The organism is Micropruina sp. (assembly GCF_047602085.1).
Classification (GTDB): Bacteria; Actinomycetota; Actinomycetes; order Propionibacteriales; family Propionibacteriaceae; genus Micropruina.
Window position 1 is genome coordinate 59,243 of sequence record NZ_JASGID010000002.1, and the last position, 25,492, is coordinate 84,734.

24 protein-coding genes are annotated in these 25,492 nt (G+C 68.6%); 11 read left to right on the forward strand and 13 right to left on the reverse strand.

Going from position 1 to position 25,492, the window contains the following annotated elements:
* Window positions 1-88: 88 nt before the first annotated feature.
* Window positions 89-1,288 carry an enolase C-terminal domain-like protein gene (locus tag QM721_RS01110; RefSeq protein WP_415118136.1) on the forward strand — a complete coding sequence of 400 codons (1,200 nt, stop codon included), beginning with the start codon at window positions 89-91 and terminating at the stop codon, window positions 1,286-1,288.
* 204 nt (window positions 1,289-1,492) lie between these two features.
* Here QM721_RS01110 and QM721_RS01115 read toward each other — a convergent pair whose 3' ends face one another.
* The 4 genes from QM721_RS01115 to pdhA all read right to left on the reverse strand — a co-directional run bounded on the left by QM721_RS01115 (window position 1,493) and on the right by pdhA (window position 5,972).
* Complete coding sequence (locus tag QM721_RS01115) at window positions 1,493-2,200, reverse strand: GntR family transcriptional regulator (protein ID WP_415118138.1); 708 nt, start codon at window positions 2,198-2,200, stop codon at window positions 1,493-1,495.
* 112 nt (window positions 2,201-2,312) lie between these two features.
* The gene (locus tag QM721_RS01120) at window positions 2,313-3,806 is read right to left on the reverse strand and encodes a dihydrolipoamide acetyltransferase family protein (protein ID WP_415118140.1); all 1,494 of its coding nucleotides are present in this window, start codon (window positions 3,804-3,806) and stop codon (window positions 2,313-2,315) included.
* 43 nt (window positions 3,807-3,849) lie between these two features.
* The gene (locus tag QM721_RS01125) at window positions 3,850-4,824 is read right to left on the reverse strand and encodes an alpha-ketoacid dehydrogenase subunit beta (RefSeq protein ID WP_415118142.1); all 975 of its coding nucleotides are present in this window, start codon (window positions 4,822-4,824) and stop codon (window positions 3,850-3,852) included.
* Window positions 4,824-5,972: a pyruvate dehydrogenase (acetyl-transferring) E1 component subunit alpha gene (gene pdhA, locus QM721_RS01130; RefSeq protein ID WP_415118144.1), complete on the reverse strand. Its 1,149-nt coding sequence runs from the start codon at window positions 5,970-5,972 to the stop codon at window positions 4,824-4,826. The genes QM721_RS01125 and pdhA overlap by 1 nt, the downstream gene beginning before the upstream one ends.
* A gap of 432 nt (window positions 5,973-6,404) precedes the next feature.
* On the opposite strand from pdhA, the gene QM721_RS01135 reads away from it, so the two are divergent.
* Window positions 6,405-7,598, forward strand: coding sequence for an ATP-binding protein (locus QM721_RS01135; protein WP_415118146.1), 1,194 nt, complete (start codon window positions 6,405-6,407; stop codon window positions 7,596-7,598).
* An 8-nt stretch (window positions 7,599-7,606) separates the two neighbouring features.
* On the forward strand, window positions 7,607-9,349 hold the full coding sequence (locus QM721_RS01140; protein WP_415118148.1) for a cation:proton antiporter: 1,743 nt from the start codon (window positions 7,607-7,609) through the stop codon (window positions 9,347-9,349).
* 133 nt (window positions 9,350-9,482) lie between these two features.
* On the opposite strand, the gene QM721_RS01145 is transcribed toward QM721_RS01140, so the two are convergent.
* From QM721_RS01145 to QM721_RS01155, 3 genes are read right to left on the reverse strand one after another with little or no spacing between them, the layout of a single operon-like run.
* Window positions 9,483-10,055, reverse strand: coding sequence for a DNA-3-methyladenine glycosylase I (locus QM721_RS01145; RefSeq protein WP_415118150.1), 573 nt, complete (start codon window positions 10,053-10,055; stop codon window positions 9,483-9,485).
* Entirely contained in the window at window positions 10,052-11,587 is a 1,536-nt protein-coding gene (locus QM721_RS01150; protein WP_415118152.1) for a phytoene desaturase family protein, read from the reverse strand. Before QM721_RS01150 ends, QM721_RS01145 begins: the two co-directional genes overlap by 4 nt.
* Window positions 11,584-12,261: a YdeI/OmpD-associated family protein gene (locus QM721_RS01155; RefSeq protein WP_415118154.1), complete on the reverse strand. Its 678-nt coding sequence runs from the start codon at window positions 12,259-12,261 to the stop codon at window positions 11,584-11,586. The genes QM721_RS01150 and QM721_RS01155 overlap by 4 nt, the downstream gene beginning before the upstream one ends.
* Before the next feature lie 18 nt (window positions 12,262-12,279).
* Between QM721_RS01155 and QM721_RS01160 the strand changes: the two genes are divergently transcribed.
* Together QM721_RS01160 and QM721_RS01165 are read left to right on the forward strand one after the other, a co-directional pair.
* A complete protein-coding gene (locus tag QM721_RS01160; protein WP_415118156.1) occupies window positions 12,280-12,882 on the forward strand; it encodes an HAD family hydrolase in 603 nt (200 codons plus the stop codon).
* Between the two features lie 190 nt (window positions 12,883-13,072).
* Window positions 13,073-15,064, forward strand: a complete 1,992-nt coding sequence (locus tag QM721_RS01165) for a bifunctional metallophosphatase/5'-nucleotidase (protein ID WP_415118158.1) — start codon at window positions 13,073-13,075, stop codon at window positions 15,062-15,064.
* 36 nt (window positions 15,065-15,100) lie between these two features.
* On the opposite strand, the gene argF is transcribed toward QM721_RS01165, so the two are convergent.
* Window positions 15,101-16,093: an ornithine carbamoyltransferase gene (argF, locus tag QM721_RS01170; protein WP_415118160.1), complete on the reverse strand. Its 993-nt coding sequence runs from the start codon at window positions 16,091-16,093 to the stop codon at window positions 15,101-15,103.
* Between the two features lie 62 nt (window positions 16,094-16,155).
* Between argF and QM721_RS01175 the strand changes: the two genes are divergently transcribed.
* Genes QM721_RS01175 through QM721_RS01190 form a run of 4 tightly spaced genes read left to right on the forward strand, consistent with a single transcriptional unit; the run spans window position 16,156 to window position 19,199 of the window.
* The gene (locus QM721_RS01175; protein ID WP_415118161.1) at window positions 16,156-16,536 is read left to right on the forward strand and encodes a phage holin family protein; all 381 of its coding nucleotides are present in this window, start codon (window positions 16,156-16,158) and stop codon (window positions 16,534-16,536) included.
* Between the two features lies 1 nt (window position 16,537).
* Window positions 16,538-17,005, forward strand: coding sequence for a low molecular weight protein-tyrosine-phosphatase (locus QM721_RS01180; protein WP_415118163.1), 468 nt, complete (start codon window positions 16,538-16,540; stop codon window positions 17,003-17,005).
* A 56-nt stretch (window positions 17,006-17,061) separates the two neighbouring features.
* A complete protein-coding gene (locus tag QM721_RS01185; protein WP_415118165.1) occupies window positions 17,062-17,754 on the forward strand; it encodes a response regulator transcription factor in 693 nt (230 codons plus the stop codon).
* Window positions 17,751-19,199 (forward strand): ATP-binding protein, encoded by a 1,449-nt coding sequence (locus QM721_RS01190; protein ID WP_415118167.1) that lies wholly within the window; start codon window positions 17,751-17,753, stop codon window positions 19,197-19,199. Before QM721_RS01185 ends, QM721_RS01190 begins: the two co-directional genes overlap by 4 nt.
* Before the next feature lie 118 nt (window positions 19,200-19,317).
* Here QM721_RS01190 and QM721_RS01195 read toward each other — a convergent pair whose 3' ends face one another.
* Both QM721_RS01195 and QM721_RS01200 read right to left on the reverse strand, forming a co-directional pair.
* A complete protein-coding gene (locus tag QM721_RS01195) occupies window positions 19,318-19,515 on the reverse strand; it encodes a hypothetical protein (protein ID WP_415118169.1) in 198 nt (65 codons plus the stop codon).
* Window positions 19,516-19,768: 253 nt separating this feature from the next.
* On the reverse strand, window positions 19,769-20,446 hold the full coding sequence (locus QM721_RS01200; RefSeq protein WP_415118171.1) for a class I SAM-dependent methyltransferase: 678 nt from the start codon (window positions 20,444-20,446) through the stop codon (window positions 19,769-19,771).
* Window positions 20,447-20,975: 529 nt separating this feature from the next.
* Here QM721_RS01200 and QM721_RS01205 point away from each other — a divergent pair.
* The gene (locus QM721_RS01205) at window positions 20,976-21,362 is read left to right on the forward strand and encodes a YchJ family protein (RefSeq protein WP_415118173.1); all 387 of its coding nucleotides are present in this window, start codon (window positions 20,976-20,978) and stop codon (window positions 21,360-21,362) included.
* Between the two features lie 167 nt (window positions 21,363-21,529).
* On the opposite strand, the gene QM721_RS01210 is transcribed toward QM721_RS01205, so the two are convergent.
* Window positions 21,530-22,870, reverse strand: coding sequence for a DUF222 domain-containing protein (locus QM721_RS01210; RefSeq protein WP_415118175.1), 1,341 nt, complete (start codon window positions 22,868-22,870; stop codon window positions 21,530-21,532).
* A 62-nt stretch (window positions 22,871-22,932) separates the two neighbouring features.
* Between QM721_RS01210 and QM721_RS01215 the strand changes: the two genes are divergently transcribed.
* A complete protein-coding gene (locus QM721_RS01215; protein ID WP_415118177.1) occupies window positions 22,933-24,084 on the forward strand; it encodes a hypothetical protein in 1,152 nt (383 codons plus the stop codon).
* 60 nt (window positions 24,085-24,144) lie between these two features.
* Here QM721_RS01215 and QM721_RS01220 read toward each other — a convergent pair whose 3' ends face one another.
* Both QM721_RS01220 and QM721_RS01225 read right to left on the reverse strand, forming a co-directional pair.
* The gene (locus QM721_RS01220; RefSeq protein ID WP_415118179.1) at window positions 24,145-25,050 is read right to left on the reverse strand and encodes a cation diffusion facilitator family transporter; all 906 of its coding nucleotides are present in this window, start codon (window positions 25,048-25,050) and stop codon (window positions 24,145-24,147) included.
* The gene (locus tag QM721_RS01225) at window positions 25,047-25,442 is read right to left on the reverse strand and encodes an ArsR/SmtB family transcription factor (RefSeq protein WP_415118181.1); all 396 of its coding nucleotides are present in this window, start codon (window positions 25,440-25,442) and stop codon (window positions 25,047-25,049) included. Before QM721_RS01225 ends, QM721_RS01220 begins: the two co-directional genes overlap by 4 nt.
* Window positions 25,443-25,492: the final 50 nt, after the last annotated feature.

Genomic DNA, 25,492 nt, shown 5'->3' on the forward strand with positions numbered 1-25,492 from the left:
GTTTGCCCGAGTTCACCGGACCACGCTGGCGACTCGACCGGCACAGCCGGTTGAATGGCGGCCGAGACCTGCAGCGAAAGGACCCCTGATGACGCGCAACACGATCACTCAGGTCGAGGCCATCACGACCAAGCCGGACAAGCACAACCTGGTGGTCGTGCGGGTCACCACCGACGCCGGCGTCTCGGGCCTCGGCTGCGCCACCTTCCAGTTCCGGCCCAAGGCCGTTCGGAGCGCGGTCGAAGACTACCTCCGACCACTTCTGCTCGGTCGCGACGCCAACGACATCGAAGACCTGTGGCACACGATGCGGATGAACTCGTACTGGCGCAACGGCCCGGTGCTCAACAACGCTATCGCCGGCATCGACATGGCACTGTGGGACATCAAGGGCAAGCTGGCGGGGATGCCGCTGTATCAGCTTCTCGGTGGACGCTCGCGGACGGCGATCTCGGCCTACGCCCACGCGGTGGCCGATGATCTGGACGAGCTCTACACCCAAATCGACTCTTACCTCGCCGAGGGCTACCGCCACGTTCGGGTTCAACTGGGCTTCTACGGCGGCAATGCGACCGACCTGCATGTACCCGAGAATCCACTTCCCGGCAGCTACTACGACCCGCACCAGTACGCGACCACCACGCTGCGGCTGTTCCAGGCCGTTCGTGACCGGTACGGCGACGACATCGAGCTGCTGCACGACGTGCATGAGCGACTCAGTCCCTCCGACGCGATCCGATTCGCGAAGCAGTGCGAGCCCTACGGTCTGTACTTTCTCGAGGACGTCCTGCCGCTCGAGCAGACCGGGTGGTACGAAACGCTGCGGGCCCAGACGTCGACCCCGCTCGCAACCGGGGAACTGTTCAACAACCCCAAGGAGTGGGAACAGCTCGTCGCGCATCGTCAGATCGACTTCCTGCGCATTCACGTCTCGCAGATCGGCGGCATCACCCCCGCCCTCAAGGTGGCGCACTTCGCCGATGCCATGGGCATTCGGCTGGCCTGGCACACCCCGTCCGACATCACTCCGGTCGGCTTGGCGGTCAACACGCACTTGAACGTGCACCTGCACAATGCGAGCGTTCAAGAGAACCTTGCCGTGCAACCGAACACTGCCACGATCTTCGGTGGCTACCCCGTGCAGTCCCGCGGATTCCTGCGCCCCTCGGAGGAACCCGGCATCGGCGTCTCGTTCGACGCGCATGCGGCCGCAGCGTTTCCAGGGGTATTCAAAGAGCATCCCTGGACCACCAGTCGCATTGCCGATGGCTCCCTGGTCACTCCCTGACCCGGGGCGACACTGGGGTGTGCCTGTCACTGCCTGGCCGTCGCGAGAGGTGTCTCGCGGTGCCGCTCACACGGGGAACAAGCGAGGCGATGCGAAGCGGCGCGCAGCAGGCCATCGGGGGGTGGTTGAGGTTGTCGCAACCCCTAGTGGGGGCACTCTGGCCCAGGTCTCGACAAGCTCGACCAGCGAGAAATCAGCGTTTCCCTAGAGCCGGGCTTGGTGCACCTCTCGGTCGAATCGGCTGATGTAAGACACCACATAGTTGAGCGCGATCATCTCGCTGTGCGCGAAGACCCGACCGTCGGTCAGCACGCCGCGGCTGTCGATGGCCATGGCCGGGGCTCCGCGGCGGCATTCCAAGATGGTCGCGTACTGTCGCGAGACGGTCACCGGCCGATAACTCGTCATGTAGTGCGAGATGCGGTAGCCAGCAGCCTCCACGAACTCCTGGACCGATTTCTCCAAAACGGTGCGCGACAAGGTGGGGAACATGTCCACCGGCATCACCGTGTGTTCGATCTGAGAACTTTCTGCGCCGATGACTCGTAGTCGGTCGAACTGCCAGATCTCACCACCGACGGGGAGCTGGAACAGGAGCGCCTCATCGGCGCTGGGCGATGTGCGATTCAAGTGCAGCACGCGTGATTCGATCTGCTCGTACGGCGTGCGGGTCATCGTGTTGTAGATCAGGGGATTCCTGCGCAACCCCTCACGCACATAGGTGCCCGAACCCTGGGTCGAGCTGAGTGCCCCGATCAGCGTCAGGTTCTCGATCACCGCCTGAATGGTGAACCTCGAGACTCCGTACTCTCGCGCGAACTCCCGCTGGGTGGGCAGCTTCCCCGAGGGCCATTGCTGGCGGAAGATGCGACTCAAGATGTCGGCCACGATGAAGTCGACCTTCTTGCCCATGAGCCACACCCAGATTCGTCGAGAGGAGCCGGTTCTTCGCGACGAATCTAGCCGATGCGCCCGTCGCCGCGGTTGCGCCGCGAACGAGGATCCGGATCTAGGTCTTCAACCGTCAAAACATCATCGCCAGACCGGGGTCGGCCAGGATCGCGGCCACATCGCTGAGGAATTTCGAAGCCAGCTCACCGTCGACCAGCCGGTGGTCGAAGGTCAGCGACAGCGTGCACACCGAGCGGATCACGATCTGCTCCTCGCTGCCCTTGCCGATCACCCACGGACGGCGGGCGATGGTGCCCAGGCACATGATCGCCGACTCGCCCAGGTTGAGAATCGGGGTGCCGCCGTCGACCCCGAAGACGCCCACGTTGGTGATCGTGAACGTGCCCTTGGTCAGGTCTTCGGTGGGCACCTTGCCGGTCTTGGCCACCTGCACCATGTTGTGCAGCGCCTCGGCCAACTGCAGCAGGTTCATCCGGTTCGCGCCCTTGATGTTGGGCACCAACAGCCCCCGCGGGGTGGCTGCGGCGATGCCGAGGTTCACGTCCTCGTTGCGGACGATCTCACTGGCAGCCATGTCGAGGGTGGAGTTCAGGTCGGGGTTGCGCGCGATCGCCAGGCAGGCCGCCTTGGCGAAGATCAGCAGCGGCGACACCCGTAGCCCGGCGAACTCGCGCCGGGCGCGCAGCCGCTCAACCAGCTCCATCGAGGCCGTCACGTCGGCCTGCATGATCACCGTTGCCGTGGGCACCTTGAACGATTCGGCCATGGTGCGGGCCATCTCGCGGCGCACCCCTTTCAGCGGCACCCGCTCGGCCACCCGGGAGCCGCTCAGGGTGGATCCCCCACGAGCCGAGACTGCTGCCGCCAGGACGTCCTCGGCGGTGATCGTGCCGTCGGGGCCGGTGCCGTCCACCAGGTCGAGGTCGAGGCCCAGGTCGCGGGCCAGCCGGCGCACCGGCGGCTTGGCCAGCGCCCGTTTCGACGCCGCGGCACCCTTCGGCGCCTGCCCCGGACGGGGCAGCGGGTCGCCGCTGGGCTCGGCGGTGATCGGCCCGGTGGTGGTGGTCTGGTCGATCGGCCGCGACACCGGTTGGGCGGCGGCGTACGAGTCGTGCACCTGCTCGGCGACCGGGCCGATCGGCTTACCGATGCCGCCTGGGGTCTTGCGCGGACGCCTGGCCAGCGAGGCCGACTTCGCCCCGTAGCCGACCAGGAAGGCCTCCGAGACCGGTGCCGGCTCGGCAGCCACGGCCGCCGGCTGGTCGACGTTCTCGGGGCGTCCATCGGCGAGCGGCTCGGCCGGGGCCGCAGCGGAGACGACCGGTTCGCCCGACCCCGGCGCGGCGGCGGCCGGAGCGGGAGCGGCCGCCACCCCGTCGTCGATCAGCACGATGGGCGCGCCGACCTCGACGGTGGCGCCCTCGTCGACCATCAGTCGCGCGATGCGGCCGTCCCACGGTGAGGGAAGTTCGACGATCGACTTGGCGGTTTCGATCTCGACCAGAATGTCGTTGACCTTGACCTCGTCGCCCTCGCTCACGACCCAACGGACGATGTCGGCCTCGACCAGCCCCTCACCGGGATCGGGTAGGCGGAACTCCTTCATCGTGATCTCCCCTTGTCAGTCGCCATCGGTTCGGTACGCACGCTCAGTAGGCCATGGATCGGTCGACGGCGTCGAGCACCCGGTCGAGGTCGGGCAGAAACGCCGCTTCGACCCGGCTGGGCGGGTACGGAATGTCGTAGCCGGTGACCCGCAGCACCGGTGCCTGTAGTGCGTAGAAGCATTCCTGCTGCACCCGCGCGGCGATCTCGGCGCCGATGCCCAGGGTCAGGGCCGCCTCGTGCACCACGATCGCGCGGCCGGTCTTGTGCACCGACTCGATCACGGTGGCCATATCGAGGGGCGCCAGCGAGCGCAGGTCGATCACCTCGATGTCGTGACCTTCTTCGGCGGCCGCGATCGCCACCTCGGCGCAGGTGCGCACCATGGGCCCGTAGGTCACCAGGGTCAGATCGTCGCCGGGCTTGACCACCCGGGCCTGAAACAGCGGCATCGGCTCGTCCGCGACGTCGACCTCGCCCTTCTCGTGGTAGCGCCGCTTCGGCTCCATGAAGATGATCGGGTCGTTCGAAGCGATCGACTGCTGCATCATCCAGTACGCGTCGAGCGGGTTCGAACACGTCACCACCTTCAGCCCGGGGGTGTGCGCGAAGTACGCCTCGGGCGACTCGGAATGATGCTCGATCGCCCCGATGCCGCCGCCATAGGGAATGCGCACCACGATCGGCATGGTGAGCCGCCCGTGCGAGCGAAAGTGAAAGCGCGACAACTGGCTGATGATCTGGTCGAAGGCCGGGTAGACGAAGCCGTCGAACTGAATTTCGACGACCGGACGGTACCCGCGCAGCGCCAACCCGATGGCGGTGCCGAGGATTCCCGACTCGGCCAGCGGAGTGTCGACCACCCGATCGGCCCCGAAATCGCGCTGCAAGTGCTCGGTGATCCGAAACACGCCGCCGAGCTTGCCGATGTCTTCGCCGGTGAGCAGCACCTTCGGATCGGCCTCCAATGCTCGCCGAAGGCCGGCATTCAGCGCCTTGGCCAGAGTCATCGTCGCCATCAGAACGCCTCCTGAACCTCGGGCTGGGCCGGGTCGGGCTCGGCGTAGGTACCCTCGTCGAAGCCGGCCTCGTATTCGAGGTAGTCGTCACGCTGTTCGAGCAGAATCTCGGGCGGGTCGATCACGGCATAGTCGAAGAACTCTTCCAGCGCAGGTTCGCGCAGCGTGACGCAACCCTCCCGCACGCGAATCGCGAGCTCTTCGCATTCGGCCTCGAGCGCGTCCAACCAGGCCTGATCGATGGCGCCGCGCCCGAGCAGGTAGGTCTGCACGCGGCTGATCGGGTCGCGGGCGCGCCAGTGTTCGGTCTCGTCGCTGCTGCGGTACTTGGTGGGGTCGTCGGACGTGGTGTGCGCACCCATGCGGTAGGTGTAAGCCTCGATCAACGCCGGCCCCTCGCCCCGCCGCGCCCGATCCAGCGCCCAACTGGTGACCGCCTGCACGGCCAGCACGTCGTTGCCGTCGACCCGGACGCCCGGCAATCCGAAGCCGGAGGCCCGCCGGTACAGCGGAATCTTCGACTGCAACGCGATCGGCTCCGAGATGGCGTACTGGTTGTTCTGGCAGAAGAACACCACGGGGGCGGTATAGCTGGCGGCGAAGATGAACGCCTCGTTGACGTCGCCCTGACTGGTGGCCCCGTCGCCGAAGTAGGCCACCACCGCGCCGTTGGCCGCCGGGTCGGGGTTGCCCACCAGACCATCGCGTTGCAAGCCCATGGCATAGCCGACCGCATGCAGCGTCTGCGTGCCGATCACGAAGCTGTAGGGGTGCATTCCGGCGACCTCGTTGGCCCACGGCGCCATCGCGGTGCCGCGAAAGGTGCTCAGCATCTCGACCGGGTCGACGCCCTGGTGCAGGGCGACGGCGTGCTCGCGATACGAGGGAAAGGCGAAGTCCGGCAGCCGCAGGGCGCTCGCCGAACCGACTTGGGCGGCCTCCTGCCCCAGTGCCGGCGGCCACAGCCCCAACTCGCCCTTGCGCTGCAGCGCGGTGGCCTCATTGTCGAACCGGCGGGCCAGCACCATCTCGCGCAGGTAGCCCGCAACCTGTTCATCGCTTCCGTCGAAACTGAACCTCGGGTGCGGCACGCGCTCCCCATCGGGGGTCAGCAACTGCACGAAGTCGTCGACAGCGGGATCGGACACAACAGTTCCTTTCGGGCCCGAGAACCTGGCTCGGTCTCCGTCGAAGGGTTAAGTTACTGGTTACGTAACCGTAGGTCAAAGCTGGGTGGGCCGCGCTGATTCGCGACAGCCCGAGTTGTCAGGCAGCCATCCGATTCCTTTCCACGAGCCTCGACGCCCGCCTACTCATCGTGCACCCGCTGCTCTGGCCGGGTCGAGACCCCGCGCCGCGTCATACTCACGGGCAAAATCCTCGGTGCCTGAATTTTCGCAGGTCGAGCGTGTCGCGACCTCGGATTCGCAGCTCCCCTGGCAACAGTTTTCGACCAGCTCAACCCTTCGGGGTGGGTTGATCAGCATTTCTCTCGCTGCGCCGGCGACGCCCGGACGATTCGTCTGCGACACTCTGCCCCAATCTGCGCTCAGGGCTAGACAGGGTCATACAGTCCGATCATGGACCCGATCAGAAACCCCTACGCCCCCGGCGCCGGCCAGCGTCCGCCCGAACTGGCCGGGCGAGATGCGCAGCTCGACGCGTTCCGGTTCGTGCTCGAACGCGTGGCCAAGGGCCGTCCGGAACGCTCGATCGTGCTGGTCGGGCTGCGCGGCGTGGGTAAGACCGTGCTGCTCAACGCCATGCGGTCGCTGGCGGTGCGCGCCGGTTGGGGCACCGGAAAGCTTGAGGCGCGGCCCGACCAGGGGCTGCGCCGTCCACTGGGCGCGGCACTGCACGTGGCGATTCGCGAACTGGGCCACCCCGACGCCACGGCGGTGCTGTCGACGCTGAAGGCATTCGTCGAACGCGCGGCACCGGCGAACACCAAGGCCTACGACCGCTGGAACTCGGGCATCACCGCACCGTCGGTGACCGGCCGGGCCGACTCCGGCGACATCGAGATCGACCTGGTCGAGCTGTTCACCGACGTGGCCGGCCTAGCCGCCGACCAGGGCCGCGGCGTGGCCGTTTTCATCGACGAGCTGCAAGACCTGGGGCCCGACGACGTCTCCGCCCTGTGCGCCGCCTGCCACGAACTGGGCCAGCAAGGGCTGCCGCTGATCGTTGTCGGGGCCGGGCTGCCCCATCTGCCGGCGGTGCTCAGCGCGTCGAAATCGTACTCGGAGCGGCTGTTCGGCTATGCGCGCATCGATCGACTCGACCGTGACGCGGCCGATCTGGCACTGGCCGCGCCGGCTGCCGACGAGGGGGCCGCCTTCACCCCGGCGGCGCTGGCCGAGATGTACCGGGTGACCGGCGGCTACCCCTACTTCGTGCAGGCCTACGGCAAGGTGGTGTGGGATCAGGCCCCCGGCACCCCGATCGACACCGATGACGTTGCGGTGGCCGTACCCGAGGCCGAGCACGAGCTGGCCGTCGGCTTCTTCGGCTCCCGGCTCGAACGCGCGACGGCCGCCGAACGGGAGTACCTGCACGCGATGGCCGAGGCCGACCCGGACGACTCGGGCGCGGTGCCGTCGGCGCGCGTGGCCGAGATACTGGGCCGCAAACCGCAGTCGCTGTCACCGGCGCGCGACGCGCTGATCAAGAAGGGCCTGGTCTACGCCAGCGAGCGCGGCCGGATCGCGTTCACCGTGCCGCACTTCGGCCGCTTTCTGCGCACCCGGGTCGAGCTGGCCGGCATCGCCTAGAAGGCAACGTGAACCCCGTACTGGTCGTCAGCCTGATCACCCTGGGGCTGCTCTGCATCGCCGGTATTTCAGGGCTCAGCAACCTGACTCGGGTGGCTGCGCCGCTGCTGCTGGTGGTGCTCGGCGCACTGGTGGGCTTTCTGCCCGGCGTTCCCGAGTTCGAAATTGAGCCGGAGTGGGTTCTGATCGGCGTGCTGCCGCCGTTGCTGTTCTCGTCGGCGGTCTCGATGCCGTCGATGAATTTTCGGCGTGAGTTGCGTTCGATCGCCGGCCTGTCGATCACCCTGGTTTTGGTCAGCAGCCTGGCGTTGGGGTGGTTCTTCTCGGTGACCTTGAACACCTCCTTCGCCTGGGGCGTGGCGCTGGGGGCGATCGTGAGCCCCACCGACGCCGTCGCCACGGCGATTGCCCGCCGGGTCGGAGTGCCACACCGTGTATTGACCATGCTCGAGGGCGAGAGCCTGCTCAACGACGCCACCGCACTGGTGCTGCTGCGCTCGGCGGTGGCCGCGGCAGCCGGCACGGTGGCGCTCGGCTCGGTGCTGGTCGACTTTCTGTGGGCGCTCGGCGTCGCCGCCCTGATCGGTTTCGCCGCCGGCTGGCTGAACCTGTGGCTGCGGGCCCGCACCAGCGATCCGACGGTGTCGACACTGATCTCGTACGCCGCGCCGTTTCTGGCCGCCGTGCCGGCCGAAGAGGTGGGCGCGTCTGGACTGGTGGCGGCCGTCATCGCCGGCCTGGTCTGTGGTTACGCGGCACCGCGCATGCTGACCCCGCACGCTCGGTTGTCAGACAGCCAGAACTGGAAGACGGTCGAACTGGTGCTCGAGAGCGGCATTTTCCTGCTGATGGGTCTGCAGTTGCATGCGCTGATCAACGACGGATCGCACGCTCCGGGCGCGCTGGCCACGATCTTGTGGGTCGCGACGACAGGGTGGCTGCTAACCGTGCTGATTCGCAGCGGCTACGTGATCACCCTCGTGCAGTCGGCGACGCGCCGCACGGCGCGCCAGCAAAACCGACAGCAACGCTTCGACGACCTCGAGCGCTACATCGCCGCGCGCACCGCTCACCCCGAGCATGACCCGGCCGAGCTGCGGCAACAGATTCTGGGTGACGTCGCGAGCCCTCCCGGCTGGTTGCGACGGCTGAGGCTCGGGCTGCGCCGTCCGGTTTTCGAAGGCGCCGACCAGCAGGCCCGGGAGCGCTGGAACGCCGAACGCATAGATCGCCTGCGCACGATGATGCGACGGCAGCGGGCCACCGTCGATTACCTGGTCAGCCAGCCGATCGGGGCTCGCGAGGGTGGCCTGCTGGCCTGGGCGGGCATGCGCGGCGCGGTCTCGCTGGCCGCCGCGCAGACGCTGCCCACCACGACCCCGAGCCGTCCGGCGCTGCTGCTGGTGGCCTTCTTCTTGGCCGGCGGCTCGTTGCTGATTCAGGGCCTCACGCTGCCGCTGGTGGTCAAGCGGCTCAGCCCGCCCCCGACCGCGGACGACGTCCAGGCCGAGCACGACGAGCGCGAACGCCTGCTCGGCTTCATGAAGCAGGTGGCCGAGCACGAGCGGGCCCGGGTGCCCGGCCGGCCCCAGAAGCGGCTGCAGCTCGACCTATTGGCCGCCCAGCGCGCAGCGCTGCTGGATGCCCGCGACGACGGCGTGTTCGATGCCCGCATGCTGGCCCAGGCCATGGCCGTGGTGGACGCCGAAGAGATGAGCCTGCAATTGCGCGGCAGCCCCGAGCAGGGCTGAGCACGACAATCACCGCTGGTTGAGCTGGCACCGCTGGTTGAGCTGGCACCGCTGGTTGAGCTGGCCGAAACCCCTTGCCCCAGCGGCATACCCGAGGTCTCGACAAGCTCGACCAGCGAGCATCAGCGTTTCCCTAGAGAACGACCGGGCACCCGGCGAGGTGGTCGTCGACATACCCCAATGCCTGCATCGCCGCGTACGCCGTGGTGGGGCCGACGAACCGGAACCCCAACCTTTTCAGTTGCTTGGCCAGTGCCGCCGACTGCACCGTCGAGGCCGGCACCTCGGCGAACGACACCGGACGCACCACGCGTGGCTCCGGACGGTGCGCGTCGAAGACATCCGCCAGCCGCTCCCCTCGCTCGTGCAGGGCCAGCAACGCCCGCGCATTGCCGATCGTGGCCTCGATCTTCAGCCGGTTGCGCACGATGCCCGGATCGCCCAGCAGCCGCTGCACGTCGTCCTGGTCGAAACCTGCCACCACCGCCGGGTCGAAGCCCCCGAACGCGGCCCGAAACGCCTCGCGCTTACGCAGGATCGTGATCCACGACAGCCCCGACTGGAACGCCTCGAGGCTGAGTCGCTCGAACAGCTCCCGCTCGTCGGCAGACGACCCCGGCGGCACCCCCCACTCATGGTCGTGGTAGGCCTCGTACAGCGGGTCGCCAGTGCCGAAACAGCGAAAACCGTTCACTGCCCAGCTCACTCCAGCATCTCGAGCGCGGCCATCGCCGCGTTCTGCCCGGCGATGCCCGACACGCCGCCACCTCGCCGCGCCCCCGCCCCGCACAGCAGCACCTTGTCGTGCGCCGTGGCCACGCCCCAGCGCCGGGCCGGGGTGTCGAGGGGTTCGTCCTCGGCCCACGGCCACGACAGCGGCCCGTGAAAGATGTTGCCGCCGGGCATGTCCAGTGCGTGCTCGAGATCGCGGGTGGTCTTCACCTCGATGCAGGGCTGCCCGTGGACGTCGGTGGCCAGCAGCGACTCGATCGGCTCGGCCAGCACCGAATCGAGGCTGGCCAGGGCGGCGTCACGCAGCACGCCGCGCAACCGGTCGTTGCCGAACGAGTCGACCAGCCGGTCGGGCACCTGCAGGCCGAACAGGGTCAGGGTCTGGAAGCCGGCCGCTTGCAATCGCGGACCCAGAATCGACGGATCGGCCAGCGAATGGCAGTAGATCTCGGCCGGCAGCGGGTCGGGCACCGCCCCGGCCAGCGCGGCGGCATGTGCGCCGATCAGTTGGTTGAGCGTCTCGTGAATGTGGAACGTGCCGCCGAACGCTGCCTGCGGCAGCACGCCGGGCTGCCGCAGCCGGGGCAGCCGGCGCAGCAGCAGATTCACTTTCACCTGGGCGCCCTCGGCCCGCACCGCCGGCGCTTCGCCGAGCAGCCCGGCCAGCACGTCCGGGGCCGCGCCGCACAGCACCAGATCGGCGGTGAGCCGGTGCTGCTGCCCGTCCATCACGTAGCCGACCGCCCCGTCGGGGTCGATCGAGGTGACCTCGGCGCCGGTGACCAGCCGGGCGCCGGCCGCCCGCGCGGCGCGTTCGAGCCCGCCCGACACCGCTCCCATGCCGCCCACCGGCACGTCCCAGTCGCCGGTGCCGCCGCCGATCACGTGGTAGAGCAGGCAGCGGTTGCCGTCGGTGGAGTCGTTCAGGTTGGTGAAGGTGCCGATCAGCGCATCGGTGGCGATCACCCCGCGCACCAGATCGTGGCCCACCGACGCCTCGATCACCTCGCCGATCGGACGCTCCACGAACTCGTCCCAGTCCTCGCCCAGCAGGCCACGGGCCTCAGCTGCGCTCGGCAGCGGCCCGGTGACGGTGTCGAACAGTGCCCCGGCGAAGCGGGCGATGCGGCGGTAGAAGTCGGCGAACCGGGTGGCGTCGGCCGCCGCGCCGACCGATGCGAACGAGTCGCAGGTCGCCGCCCAGTCCTCGTTGTCGATCAGCAGCCCCCGGTCGGTGCCGGGCACCGGGGTGTAGGACGAGTAGCGCCGCCGCACCAGCGAGACGTCCAGGCCCAGGTCGTCGGCGATCGTCCGCGGCAGCAGGCTGACCAGATAGGAGTAGCGCGACAGGCGCGCGTCCAGCCCCTCGAAGGCATCGGACGAGATTGTCGCGCCGCCCATGGCGTCGAGGCGCTCGAGCAGGGTGACCTCGACCCCGGCTCGCGCCAGGTAGGCGGCTGCGGTCAGCCCGTTGTGCCCGCCACCGACGATCACGACCTGTTTCATGGTGCCTCCTCGGCAGGGTTGTCCGACTGGGTCGCGACAGGCTCGGCCACCGGCCGCGCCCACGTGGGTGGGGTTCCGTAGCGCTGCGTTCTGATCAGCCGTCCGGCGGCGGAGTCGACGATCAGTTCAGCCATGCGCTTGTCGCGGGTGGCCGCGGTCTTGGCCTGCAGCACCCAGCCGATGCAGACCCGCCGGTACGAGGCGGTGGCCCGCCGGTAGAAGAAGTCGGCAGCGGCGGCATCGGCCCGCAGCCGCGCCTCGTACCGGGCCGGCAGGTGCAGGCCGTCGACCTCGTAGCTGTAGCCGGGGTCGTCGAGCCGGCGGCGTTCGAACGCGGCGATGCCGGGTGGTCGCATGCGGCCCTGGGCGGTGAGTTCGGCGACCAGCGCGATGTTGACCTTGCTCCAGTTGCTGGTCGGCTTGCGCGGCGTCCAGCGCTGGCGCACGGTGTCGTCGTCGATGCGGTGCAGCACCGAGTCGATCCAGCCCCAGCACAGCGCGACCGGGACCGCATCGGCCCAGGTCAGGCCGCGATCGGCGGCGTGCTTCTTGAACAGCCCCACCCACAACTCGGTTTGCGTGGCGTGATGCTCGGCCAACCAGGCGTCGAACGCGTCCGGGCCGGAGAAGAAGCGCGCCGGACGGTCGGGGGTGCCGCCGATCCAGGTCGTCATGGGGCCATCATGGCACCCATGATCCGCGCCGTCGTTTTCGATCTGGGCCAGGTGCTGGCCTCGCCGCCCGACATCCATTCCCACCCCGCCGGCCTGCTCGGGGTGAGCGCCGACGCCTTCGCCGCCGGCTACTGCACAGACCGCCAGGCCTACGACGAAGGCGCCCCGGACGCCGACTACTGGGGGCCGATCCTGACCGGGCTCGGCCTGCCGGACGGTGCCGAGACCGTCCGGCTGCTGGCCACCACCGACGCCACGATCTGGACCCGGATTCGTCCCGAGGCCGAGGCCCTGCTGGCCGACACCAAGGCGTCCGGCGTGGTCACCGCGCTGCTGTCGAACGCGCCGGTCGCCCTGGGCGCCGCCATCGAGGCCGCGTCGTGGCGCCGGCACCTCGACCGCGTGTACGTGTCGGCGCTGATCGGCTCGGCCAAGCCGAAGCGGGCGATCTACGACCACGCGGCCGCCGACCTGGGGGTGGCGCCGCAGCAGATCGCCTTCGTCGACGACCGGCCCGAGAACGTGCTCGGCGCCCAGCAGGCGGGCTGGACGGCGCATCAGTGGGTCGACGACGCCGACACCCGGGCCTGGCTGCACAGTCTGGGTGTGCTCGGGCGCTGATCACCGGCATCGCCACTGGTGGCGCTCGCCGAAACCTCTCGCTGCGGCAAGTTCTCGCGCTGCGGGGCCGACGCCGATCGGCGCACCGTGACTCAGCCGTTACACAGCAACTCCTTGCGTGTTGCGCAACGACCGGCCAAGAATGCAGGAGTTGTCAGGGGGAGGGAGCCGTCGAACCAGAGGAGTTCAGATGAAGGCCACGGTCGGAATCGCCATCGCCACCACCCTCGCCTCGTGCGTGGTCAACCCCGGCGCGGCCGCCGCCCTGCCCACCGCGGTCTGCGAAACGACAACGCCGCTCACTCTGCTCACGTTCAACGACTTTCACGGACGGATCGCGGCCAGCAGCCCCGACACGGTCGCTTTCATCGGCACCATCGAAGAGCAGCGCGCCGCTGCCGGCGATGCCAACACCCTGGTGATCTCGGCCGGCGACAATGTGGGGGCGAGCCTGTTCGCATCGTTCATTCAAAACGACGAACCGACGATCGAACTGCTGAACACCCTTGATCTTGCCTCTTCGACGGTCGGCAACCACGAATTCGACCAGGGCTGGCCCGACCTGCGCGATCGCATCGACCCGGAGGTCAATTTTCCCTACCTGGGTGCCAACGTGGTCAGCACCGCCACCGGCACGTCGGTGTTGCCCGGCTACGAAGTGGTCGAGAAGCAGGGCCTTCGCGTCGGCATCGTCGGCGCCGTCACCGGCGACCTGCCGAGCCTGGTCAGCCCGGCCGGCCTGACCGGGCTGACCATCACCGACCCGATCACGGCGGTCAACGGCGTGATCACCGACCTCAAGGACGGCAACACCGCCAACGGCGAGGCCGACGTGGTCATCGTGGTCATTCACGAGGGCGCCCCGAACGGAACCCAGACGCTGGCGCAGAACGTGGCGCAGTCGACGGCGTTCGCGAACATCGTCAACAATCTTGACGAGAGTGCCCAGGTGGTGATCAACGCGCACACCCATCAGGTGTACTCCTACGACGCGCCCAACGGGGCCGGCACCCGTCCGCTGCTCCAGGCCGGAAGCTACGCGGGCAACGTCGGCCGGGTGAATCTCGCCCTCGACGCCAGCACCGGCGCGACCTGCAGCTATGCCGCCACGGTGCTTCCGGTGACCAGCACGCCGGTCAGCGACCTGCTGGCCACCTACCCCCGGGTGGTCGAGGCCAAGACCATCGTCGATGCGGCCATCGCCAAGGGCACCGAGATCGGCCAGCAGGTGATCGGCACGGCCACCGAACCGATCAGCCGGGCGCTCATTTTCAAGGACGACGGAACGATCAGCGGTGACGACCGGGCGCGCGAGTCGACCATGTCGAACCTGGTGGCGCAGATGTTCGCCGATGTGCTGGGCGACGGCGACAAGTACGTCATCGGCATGCAGAACCCGGGCGGCAACCGCGCCGACTTCAACTCCGGTGAGATCACCTATGCGGAGGCCGCCGCCATTCTGCCCTTCGCGAACTCGCTGATGACCACCCAGTTGACCGGCGCTCAGGTCAAGACGGTGCTCGAACAGCAGTGGCAGCGCGACTCGGCCGGCGACGTGCCCAGCCGGCCCTATCTGCAACTCGGCCTGTCGAAGAACGTCAGCTACACCTACGATGCGTCGCTGCCCGAGGGGTCGCGGATCACGTCCATCTCGGTCGGCGGAAAGCCGATCAAGCCCAAGCGGCTCTACACCATCGCGTCGGGCTCGTTCCTGATCGCCGGCGGCGACAACTTCCGCGAGATCGCGAAAGGCGTCAACACCAAAGATGCCGGCCGCGCCGACCTCGAGTCGTGGGTGGGCTGGATCAAAGACCAGGGCACCATCAGCCCGTCGTTCGCCCTGCGCGCCGTATCGGTGCACAAACTGCCGACCCGGCTGAAACTCAAGAAGAAGGTGACGTTCACCCTCGGCGTTCCGCAGGACGCCCTGGCGCAGGACACCCTGGACTTCAAGACCAACGGCGTGGCCAACGACAACGTGATCGCCTGGCTTGAGGTGAAACAGCGCACCTGGTGGGGCATGGGCATCGCGCCGGTCGGCTTCGGCGACGTGAACGACGGCCAAGCCACCGTCTCGGTGCGCGTTCCGGGCTGGGTGAAGCCACAACGGGCCACGCTGGTGCTGAAGGCGTACGACTCGGGCACCACGGTGCGCATTCCGGTGACGATCAAGAAAAAGTAGGGCACACGTCGCCGCCCGGACGGCGGGCGGTACCGCTCAGCCGGCCAGCGTGGCCACCAGGATCGCCTTGATCGTGTGCAACCGGTTCTCGGCCTGCTCGAACACCAGCGAGGCCGGTGACTCGAAGACCTCTTCGGTGACCTCGAACACCTCTTTGCCGGTCTCGGCCAGAATCTGCTGCGAGACCGTGGTGTCGAGGTCGTGGTAGCTGGGCAGGCAGTGCATGAACTTCACCTCGGGGTTCTCGGTGCGCTCCAGCAGTTCGGTGGTGACCCGGTACGGGGTGAGCAGGTCGATGCGCTGTGACCACACCTGCTTCGGTTCACCCATCGACACCCAGATGTCGGTGTGCACGAAATCGACCCCGCGCACCGCGGCCACGTCGTCGGTGACGCCCACCCGGGCGCCGGTGCCGGCCCCGATCCGCCGCGCGGTGACCACCAGGTCGGGGTCGGGCTGCAGCGCCGGCGGCGCGACGATGCGCACGTCCATGCCCATCATCGCCCCGGCGATCAGCAGTGACCGGCCCTGGTTGAACCGGGCGTCACCCACGTAGGCGAAGCTGATGTCGCGGTCGTCCAGCCCGGAGGACTCACGCATGGTGAACATGTCGCACAGGCTCTGGGTGGGGTGCCACTCGTCAGTCAGGCCGTTCCACACCGGCACCGAGCTGTGTTGCGCCAGCGTCTCGACGATCTGCTGCCGCGAGCCGCGGTACTGAATGCCGTCGTAGAACCGCGACAGCACCCGGGCGGTGTCGGCGATCGACTCCTTGTGCCCCATGTGGGCGCCGGTCTCGTCGAAGTAACTGACGTTGGCCCCCTGATGGTAGGCCGCCACTTCGAACGACGACCGGGTGCGGGTCGACGGCTTCTCAAAGATCAGCGCCAGCGTCAAACCCTCCAGCCGCTTGTGCTCAACCCGGTCGCGACGCGCCCGCTTGAGTTGTGCGGCGAGTTGCAGCAGCCGCTTCCACTCGGCGGGGCGGTAGTCCAATTCTTTCAAGAAGTGGCGGTTGCGCAGGTTCACGTCGGGGCCAGCTTTCGGTCGAGGCTTCGATGGTAGAAGTCTGGCATGACACAATTGCCGCCATGGTCATCCGGTTTCTGTTCAGCGCTGCGGCACTGGCCTTCGCCACCTGGGTGATCCCGGGAATCAGCATGCGCGAGCGAGAACCGCAGGACGCCCTGGTCGGCATTCTCGCCGTTGCGATCATCTTCGGCACCGTGAACGCACTGGTGAAGCCGCTGTTCGCGTTCGCCACGGCACCCCTGCTGCTGATCACGCTGGGGCTGTTCCTGCTGGTGATCAATGCGCTGATGCTGTGGCTCACCTCGTGGGTGGCCGACCAGTTGAACCTCGGCTGGCACGTGGACGGCTTCTGGTCGGCCTTCTGGGGTGCACTCATCGTGTCGGTGGTGTCGTTCATTCTGAACTCGTCGTTCACCTCCAAGAGCGAAGTGAACCGCTGAGGTGGCGACGGTCAATTTCGTCTGCTGGGGCAATATTTGCCGCTCGCCGATGGCCGAGCGGGTGGCCCGGGGCTGGGCCGAACGCGAGGGACTGACCGGCGTGTCGTTCATCTCGTCGGGGGTGTCGAGCGAAGAGCTGGGTGAGCCGATCGACGCCCGAGCGCAGCGCGTGCTGGCTCGTGCCGGGTACACCACCGGCGGCCACCGGGCACACCGGGTCACGGCGCAGGAGGTGCGCGAGGCCGACCTGGTGATCGCGATGGAACCCCTGCATCTGCGCCACCTGCGGCGGCTGGCGCCCGATGCCGACAACCTGGCGCTGCTGACCGATTTCGACCCCGGCGCCGAGCCGGGATCGGGCGTCCCCGACCCGTGGTACGGCTCGGAGTCCGGCTTCGCGGGCACGTTGGCCGCAGTCGAGGCGGCGATGCCCGGGGTGCTGCGGCGCGTCCGCGAACTGACGACTTGAGCCGTTGGGTGTCGTTCGTGCGGCACTCGCCGGGGCGAACGTGGCAGGCTGATCCCATGCACATCCTCGTTGTCGACGATGATCAGGCCGTTCGTGACTCACTGGCCCGCTCGCTGCAGTACTCGGGCTACGAGGTGACCTCCGCCGGCGACGGGCTCGAGGCACTCGCCCGGCTGTCTGCGCTGCGTCCGGACGCCGTGATCATGGATGTGATGATGCCCCGGCTCGACGGGCTCGAAACCACCCGCATGCTGCGCTCCACCGGCAACGACGTGCCGATTCTGGTGCTCACCGCCCGCGACGCCGTCGGCGACCGGGTGGACGGCCTCGACGCCGGCGCCGACGACTACCTGGCCAAGCCGTTCGCGCTCGATGAGTTGCTGGCCCGGCTGCGGGCGCTGACCCGCCGCTCGAAGCCGGTCGCCGTGGAGCATACGGGCAGCGAGCTGCTCACCTTCGGCGACCTGTCGCTCGATGCCCAGACCCGCGAGGTGCAGCGGGCCGGTCGGCGGATCAGCCTGACCCGCACCGAATTCGCGCTGCTGCAGACGTTTCTCGAACACCCCCGCAAGGTGCTGGAACGCGGCTGGCTGCTCAACGAGGTGTGGGGTTTCGACTTCCCCACCACCGCGAACTCTCTTGAGGTCTACATCGGCTATCTGCGCCGCAAGACCGAGGGCGAGGGCGAGAGCCGGCTGATTCACACCGTCCGCGGCATCGGGTACGTGCTGCGCGAGACGCCCCCGTGAACGGTTGGCTGACCCGGCTGTTGTCGCTTCGGGAGCGGTCGCTGCGCAACCGCCTCGCCGTGCTGGTGGCCGCCGCCGTGGCCTCCGCCGTCGCGGTCACCGGCGTCGCGGCGTGGCTGATCACCAACGTCACCGTGTACAACCAGCTCGACGGCGAACTGGTCGATGTGGCCGCCGTCACCGCCGACTGGGTGGCGGTCGACATCGAGGGCATGGGTGGCCTCGACACCAACGCGCTCAAGGCGGCCAACGTCACCGTCATGCTGATTCGGTCCGACGGCCGGCCCACCACCTTGCCCGGCGAGAAGGTGTCGCTGGTGCCCGGCCCCCAGGAATTGTCGGTGGCCAGGCGTCAACAAGGGTCATCGGCCCGCACCGGCGTGTCGTCCACCGGCGAGCCGTACCGCATCGTGGCCGTGCCGTTCCAGTCGTCCACCGAGAAGTTCGCCCTGGTGCTGGGCCGGCCGCTGCAGGCCACCAACAACATCATGGGCACCCTGGCCTGGTCGCTGGTGTTGTTCGGCGTGCTCGGCGCCGCGGTGTCGAGCGCCATCGGTTTCGTGATCGCCCGGTCGGCGATCCGTCCGGTGCAGCGGCTCACCGAGGCCGCCACCCGGATCACCGACACCAACGACCTGACACCCATCACAGTGGACGGCTCGGGCGAATTGGCCGAACTCGGACGCTCGTTCAACACCATGCTGGGCACCTTGGAGTCGTCGCGAGAGCGGCAGAAGCGGCTGATCGCCGACGCCGGTCACGAGCTGCGCACCCCGCTCACCTCGCTGCGCACCAATGTCGAGCTGCTGGTCGCCGACGAGCGCAGCCGAATGCTGCCCGAAGGCGCCCGCAGCGACATTCTGCGCGACATCGCCGGCCAGTTGGGCGAGTTCACCACACTGGTCGGCGACCTGGTGCATCTGAGCCGAGAGGACGTCGTCGAGCCCCACCCCGAACCGATCGACCTGCGTGACGTGATCAACTCATCCATCGCCCGGGCCAAGCGGCGCGGACCATCGCTCACCTTCGACGTGGAGCTGAATCCGCTGTTTCTGGTCGGCGAGCCCGACTCGCTGGAACGGGCGATCACCAACCTGCTCGACAACGCGGTCAAATTCTCGCCACCGGGCGGCACGATTCATGTGCTGCTCGAGGGCGACCGGCTGCGCATCTCAGACCAGGGGCCCGGCATTCCCGACGACGAGCTACCGCATGTGTTCGACCGCTTCTGGCGATCGCCGTCGGCTCGCAATGACCCCGGCTCGGGCCTCGGCCTGTCGATCGTGGCGGCGACCATCAAGGCTCATGGCGGCTGGGTGAAGGCCGGGCGCTCGGCCGAGGGCGGCGCCGAGTTCATCGTGCGGCTGCCCGGTGAGACGAGCCCGCCCGACGAACCGGCCGACGACGACGAGTCGACGGTGCTGCTGCCCAAGATCACTGGCTGAGACCAGCCTGGTGGTCAAGTTGCCCTGGGTGGTCGAGCGTGTCGAGGCCCTTACGCTCGCTTCGACGACGGGGTGGTGCCTTGCGACTATCGGCCTTGCCCGGGCTGGGTTCGACCGGTCACTCCGGCTTCTTCGCGGTGGTGCCGAAGGTGAACGTGCGCACCGTGGTGACCGGCGGCGTGGCCTCGTCCGTCTTGCGGGACGTTGGCGCAGGCGTCTCGCCGGGTAACACCGGACGCACGTCCTCGCCGAGCGCTGCGCGGATCGCCTCGCCCACCGCGTTGATCGCGGGGTTGAACGTGCGGGTGTCGGCCATGCCCGGGATTCTACGCCGCAACCGCGCTCGCCGGGCTGGGTCGACACTGTGCATTCACTGGGTCGGAACTGTGCGGTCGAGCCGGCGTCGATCAGGCCGGCGTCGATCAGGCCGGCTTCGATCAAGCGACGGGCCTTGGGAGGTACTGATCAATGCGCCCACCGCTGGTTGAGCTTGCATTTGCACCCTCGACGTCGAAACCCCTAGCGAAAGCACTCAAATCGAGGTTTCGACAAGCTCGACGAGCGAATGATCAGCGTTTCCCTTGGTCGAGGCTCGCTGCACCGATTGTCACGCGGCGAGCACCAGGTAGGCCATCGACCCGCGCCGGCGCACCGGCACCTCGAACAAGTCGGCCAATTTCAGCGGGGGTGCGCGGGGTGGCAACCTCGCCCAGCCGGTGCAGCAGGCTGAGGTAGTGGGCGCCCACGACGGTCGCGGCCACCAGCGAACTGACGAACACCCGTCCGCCCGGCCGGGCCTGGGCACGCAGTCCGTTCACGAAGCTCACCGGATCGTCCACCAGATGCAGAAAGCCGAGGCACAGCACGGTGTCGAAGCCCCCAGACCCGAATGGCAGGTCGAAGGCGTCTGCCTGCACGAACCTGATCCCCGGCCGCAACGGCCCCTCCCCCGCGATATGAGCGGCCGCGTGGTTGAGCATGTCGCGCGAGCGGTCGGTGACCACGATCGTGCGGTCGCTGGCCCGAAACGACTCGGCGCTGGCACGGGCCGTACCGGCGGCCACCTCGAGCAGCGGTCCCCGGGCCGAGGCCACCGCCTCGCGTGCGAACGCCGCGTAATCGTCGGGAGAGGTGTCCCAGAGCAGCCGGTTGTACCAGCGGGCTCCGATCAGCCGGTCGTAGGCGGCGGCCCGTCCGTCGTACACGCTGCGTTCGAAGTCACCCGCCGACTCGATTCTGACGTTCATGCGGCTCAGCGTAGAGAAGCGCCGGTCGTCGTTGGTCACAGCACGTCGAGACCTGCGTGCAGCTCTGCGTCTCGGAGCCCCGCCGCGATACGTGCGTTATCAGGGCGGCCGTCACCCTCCGCCGAACCCGCCGCGCAGAAACGAGCGTTATGGCGGCGGCGTGGCAAGCCATAACGCTCGTTTCTGCGCGCCGAGACCGAACCGCGACGGAGGCCCAGACCAATACGCGCATTTCTCCGCGTGCACGACAAGAGGGTGCCGATCAAACCGTGGTTGAGTTCGAACCTCGCTGCACAGACTGGCAATCGCTTCGTGCGCCGACCGGGTGCGAAAGCGTCGAATCGTCGGCTCGACATCCCCGGGCACTTCGTCCGCCGCGGTGTGGGAAGTCTCCGCGAATCTTCGACCCAGCGCGCTGAACTCGGCGGTCTCGACGCGCTGGAGCGGCGATGATCAGCACTGTCTAGGCTGGCGGGGTGATCAACGGCATCGAGTCGCTCGGCGACAAGCTCGCTGGGCCGGGCCGGGCGTGACCACGCTGCCTGGCAACGCCGCCTGCCCCTGCGGCGGGAGCAGCTTCGGCGACTGCTGCGCACCATTCCTGCGCCGGGAGGCCTGGCCCGCCACGGCCGAGCAGCTGATGCGATCGCGCTACACCGCCTTCGCCCTGGGCGACTCTGAGCACCTGTTGCGCACCTGGCACCCGCGCACCCGTCCCGAAACCCTGCGCCTCGTCAACCGCGACTGGGTGGGCCTTGCGATCACCGAACGGGTGGACGGCACCTGTGACGACCAGATGGGCATCGTCGGGTTCACCGCCCACTGGGTGGCCGGGCACGACCACGGCAGCCAGAGTGAACGCTCGGCCTTTGTGCGGCGCGGCGGCCGCTGGGTGTACCTGGCCGCCACCCCCTAAGAAGGCTCGCGCTGATCAACCCGACCAACCGCTGGTCGAGCATGTCGAGACTTCGGATATGCGTCTTCGGCAAGGGGTTTCGACGTAGCTCAACCACCGGTGGTGGAGCGCAGCACGCCTCGCCCACCGGTCGAACTCCTTAAGACCCTTCGGCAGGAGGATTTGTCTCAGGTACGTCGGCGGGTGAGGAAGCGGGCGTGTACCCGAGGTCTCTGTTCTTTGTCGGCCCGGCGTGGTGGCCGGATCTCGCTCACTCCGTCGTCGCGCAGGGTGAGGCTCCACCGGTCGGCGGCCGGATCGCTGCCGGGTTCGATCAGCGCATGATGGTGCGGGCAGAGCAGCACCAGGTTCGACAGGGCGGTGGGTCCGCCCTGCAGCCACGGCACGATGTGGTGGGCATGGCAGGCCTCAGGTGGAGTATCCCAACCGGGGAAGACGCAGCCCTGGTCACGTTGGTGCAGTGCCACCCGCATCGGGGGCGTGACGAGGCGTTCGGCGCGGCCCACATCGAGTATCTGGGAAGGCCCTCCGAGCACGACGGGCAACACCTCTGCGTCACACAGCAGCCGTCGCACCGTGTGGGCGCAGACCCTCGCGCCGGTAGCGGTGATGGTGCCGAGCAGGCCGGCATCGACTGCCTGTTGCCGCAGTTTGTCGTACGACACGGTGACCACGATGCGCGGCCGGTCGCCACCCATCACCGGGGCCAACGACAACTGCTGGTGCCGGTCGACCAGCCGGGTCAGGGCTTCCGCTCGTCGCTGACCGGCGGTCGGTGCCGGCTGCAACGGGTCGAGCGCTTCGAACCCCCGCTTGAGCTGGGCTGCGTAGCTGTCGAGCAGCAGCCGAAACGGTTCGGCATCGACGGTGGGCAGACTGCCTCGAATCACGGTCGAGCCCTGCCCGTCGTCGCGCAGGTCGAGAAAGCGTCCGGCCTGCGCTCGCTTCAACTGCCGCTGCAGCGCGGCACCCTCCAACGCATCGGCGGTCTCGGGGGCGAGCACCTCGAGCAAGTGACCCGACAACCGGCGCAACTCGGCACTGTTGTGCGTCTGGGCCAACTCGATCAGATGCCTCTCGCCCCGGGCAACCTCCGCCGGTTCGAGGTCACGGGGCAGGTCTGCCAGCACACTGGTGATCGACTCGGCCTGCCCGGCCAAGACCTCGCCACGCAACGCCGCCGCCCCGAGGGTCGGAAACTGAGCCAGCCCCTGCCCGGCCTTCACCAGTCGTTGCGCCTCACGCCGGGTGAGCCGCGTCGCGTCGGCCAGCCAGGTGCCGGTTGGTGTGTTGTACGCCCGAAGGGCCACTTCGTCGGCCTCGATACCGGCTGCCAGCGCCTGCTGCCAGGCCTGCACCCGCGAGCCGAGGCGCACCGCCTCACTCAGCAACTGCAGCCGCTGCTCGTCGTTGGACAGACGCAGCCGGCCGTCGGTGAGAGCGGTCAGAGCCGCGTCGATCATGCCGACCAGCGCGGCGTCGCTGTGATGCTCGAGGCGGTTCTCCATGCCTGCAACGCTAGGCGCCGCCTCTGACACTTTTCGAACAGTTGTGACCATTGTGACAACGTGTGTTCGAAATTGATTCGCCCGCCTCTGGGTGGCCCTCTGCGCCGGTCGGGTGGCACCTCGAACGGCAACCCGGTCACCTGCACATTGCCGCCGCCCAGCACCACCAATACCCCAGCGTCGAGCAGGACGAGCGGCGCACACTGGTGCTGGCCACGAACAAGACCGGACGTGCGAGCCGCACCCCGACCACTACCGTGACCAGCATGTCGAACCCGGCCGCCCGCAGCACCCCCGAGCGCGGCAGACGGTTCAGCGACGACGGCCCGCGTGAGCCGTCCCGGCCACCCACGCGAGCCATCGCCGGCACCCGGGCCGAGCCGGGGCGAGTGGTGGCGTCGAAAAGGCCTGTCCGGGCCGTGAGCCGGCTGCCCGACCTGCCGGTGCGGCCGGTGCCTGCGGGCCAGCGGTTCGGCCTGGCGGCGGTCGAGCTGGTCGCGTCCGCGCTGGCTTTCGCGGCCGTCTGGGCACTGTGGACGATCGGGGCCCGCAGCGAACCGACCACCTGGCTGCTGGCCGGCTTCGGCGTGACCGGTGCCGTTGCCCTGCTCATCACGGCGGCAGCCCGGGTGCGGCACGCGACGCAGCCGACCGCGCGCACCGCCACCGTGCAGGGCCGGGTGGGGGCCGGCGTGCAGGCCTGGCCCGGCGAGCACCGGCTCGAGGTGGCGATCGACTCTGCCCTGGCCTTGCTCTGCGCCGGAGTGCTGATCGCCGACCTGACGGCCGGCGGCCGCTGGCTGCCATGGTCGCTGCTGTTGCTGGTTCCGGCAGCCTGGTTCGGCGCCCTGAGCGCGCTGGCGCTCACCGGCCGGCGCAACGCCACGGCGGTGTGGCTGGTCGACGACGAGGTGCTGCACGAGACGGTTTGGGGCCGCGAACAGGCACGGCTCAGCCACTGCACAGCAGTCGATGAGTCCGACTCGTCAGTGCTGCTCAGCTTCACCCAGCCGGTGCGGCGGACGGTCTGCCCGCGCCCGTGGCGCGGCGCCCTGCCGGACCCTACGACGATGCGGATCGACGCCCGTCCGCTCGGCCTGCAACCGGCAGAGCTGGCGAAATGGCTGCGGGACGCAACCCCGCTGGTTGGACCAGTCGAGACCCTTGCCCCAGCCGAGCCGGCCGAGACCTTGGACGTGGCGCCGCACGAGTGACCTCAGAGGCCCACAGGCGGCTGCCGCTCAAGGCTTCGACACGCTACGAGCCGAGCACTCTCACCAGTCCACGCCCTGGCAGCCGGGCGTTCCCTGCGCCTCGATCTGCAAGGTGGCGTGCGCGATCTCGAACCGCTCGCGCAGGGTGCTGCTGGCCGCCTCGAGCACCGGTCCGGGCGCTGTCGTGGCGCTGGTAACCAGGTGGGCGGTGGCGACGTCCATTCCGGAGGTCAGCCGCCACACGTGCAGGTCGTGCACCTCGGTCACCCCCTCGACGGCCAGCAGAGCCCCGGTCAGGGCGGCGGGTTCCATGCCCTCGGGCGCGTGCTGGCCAAGCACGGCCAGCACCTCACGACCCAGCAGCACCGCACGCACCACCACGAACAACGCGATGGCCAGGGCAATCACCGTGTCCCACCAGGCACTGCCGGTGGCACCGACCAGCACGGCCGCCGCGATCACGCCGATCGAGCCCAGTGAATCTGCGATCACCTCCAGATAGGCGCCCTTCACGGTGAGGCTCTCTCCGGCCCCGGGCCGCAGCAGCACCAGGCAGGCCGCGTTCACCACCAGCCCGACGACGCCCACCAGCAGCATCACCCCGGCGACCGGTTCGGCCGGCGCACCGATCCGCGCCACCGCCTCGATCGCGATGTAGACCCCGACCCCGATCATCAACAGCACGGCCAGCCCCGAGGCGAACACCTCGGCCCGGTACGAACCGAAGGTGCGTCGTCCGGTGCTGTCGGGACGCGAGGCCAGCCGGGTCGCGAGCAGCGCCGCGCCCAGCGTGGTGACGTCGGCAGCCATGTGGCCGGCGTCCGACAGCAGCGCGAGTGAGCCGGAGAACACGCCGGCGGCCAACTCGACGACGAAGAACACCGCCACCAGGCCGAGCGCGACCGCGAGGCGCCAGCGGTGCCGTCCTCCGGCCCCGGCGTGTCCGTGCGCATGCACGTGGCTCATCGCACGCGCTGATCCGCGCTCAGCGAACCGTGCGTTATGTGTTCGCGGGTGACGTCCAGCAGCAACCTCACGTGGGCGTCCGACAGGCGGTAGAAAACGTTGCGGCCCTCGCGTCGCCCGGTCACCACGCCGGACGCGCGCAACAGCCGCAGCGCCTGCGAGACGGTCGCCTCGGCGGTGGCGGTCGCGGCGGCCAGGTCACACACGCACAGTTCGCCGGCCTCGAGCAGGGCGTACAGCAGCCGCGCCCGGGTCGGGTCGCCGAGCAGCTTGAACACCGCGCTGACCCGGGCCAGCTCGTCGGCGTCCGGAGCGTTGCCGGTGGCCAGACGCACCTTCTCGGGGTGCACGCTGATCACCACGCACGCGTCGAGGCCCTTGACGGTATTCATCAGCGCTCCTCTTATCTGATCATTTGATCAGATATTAGCAATGGCTCGCG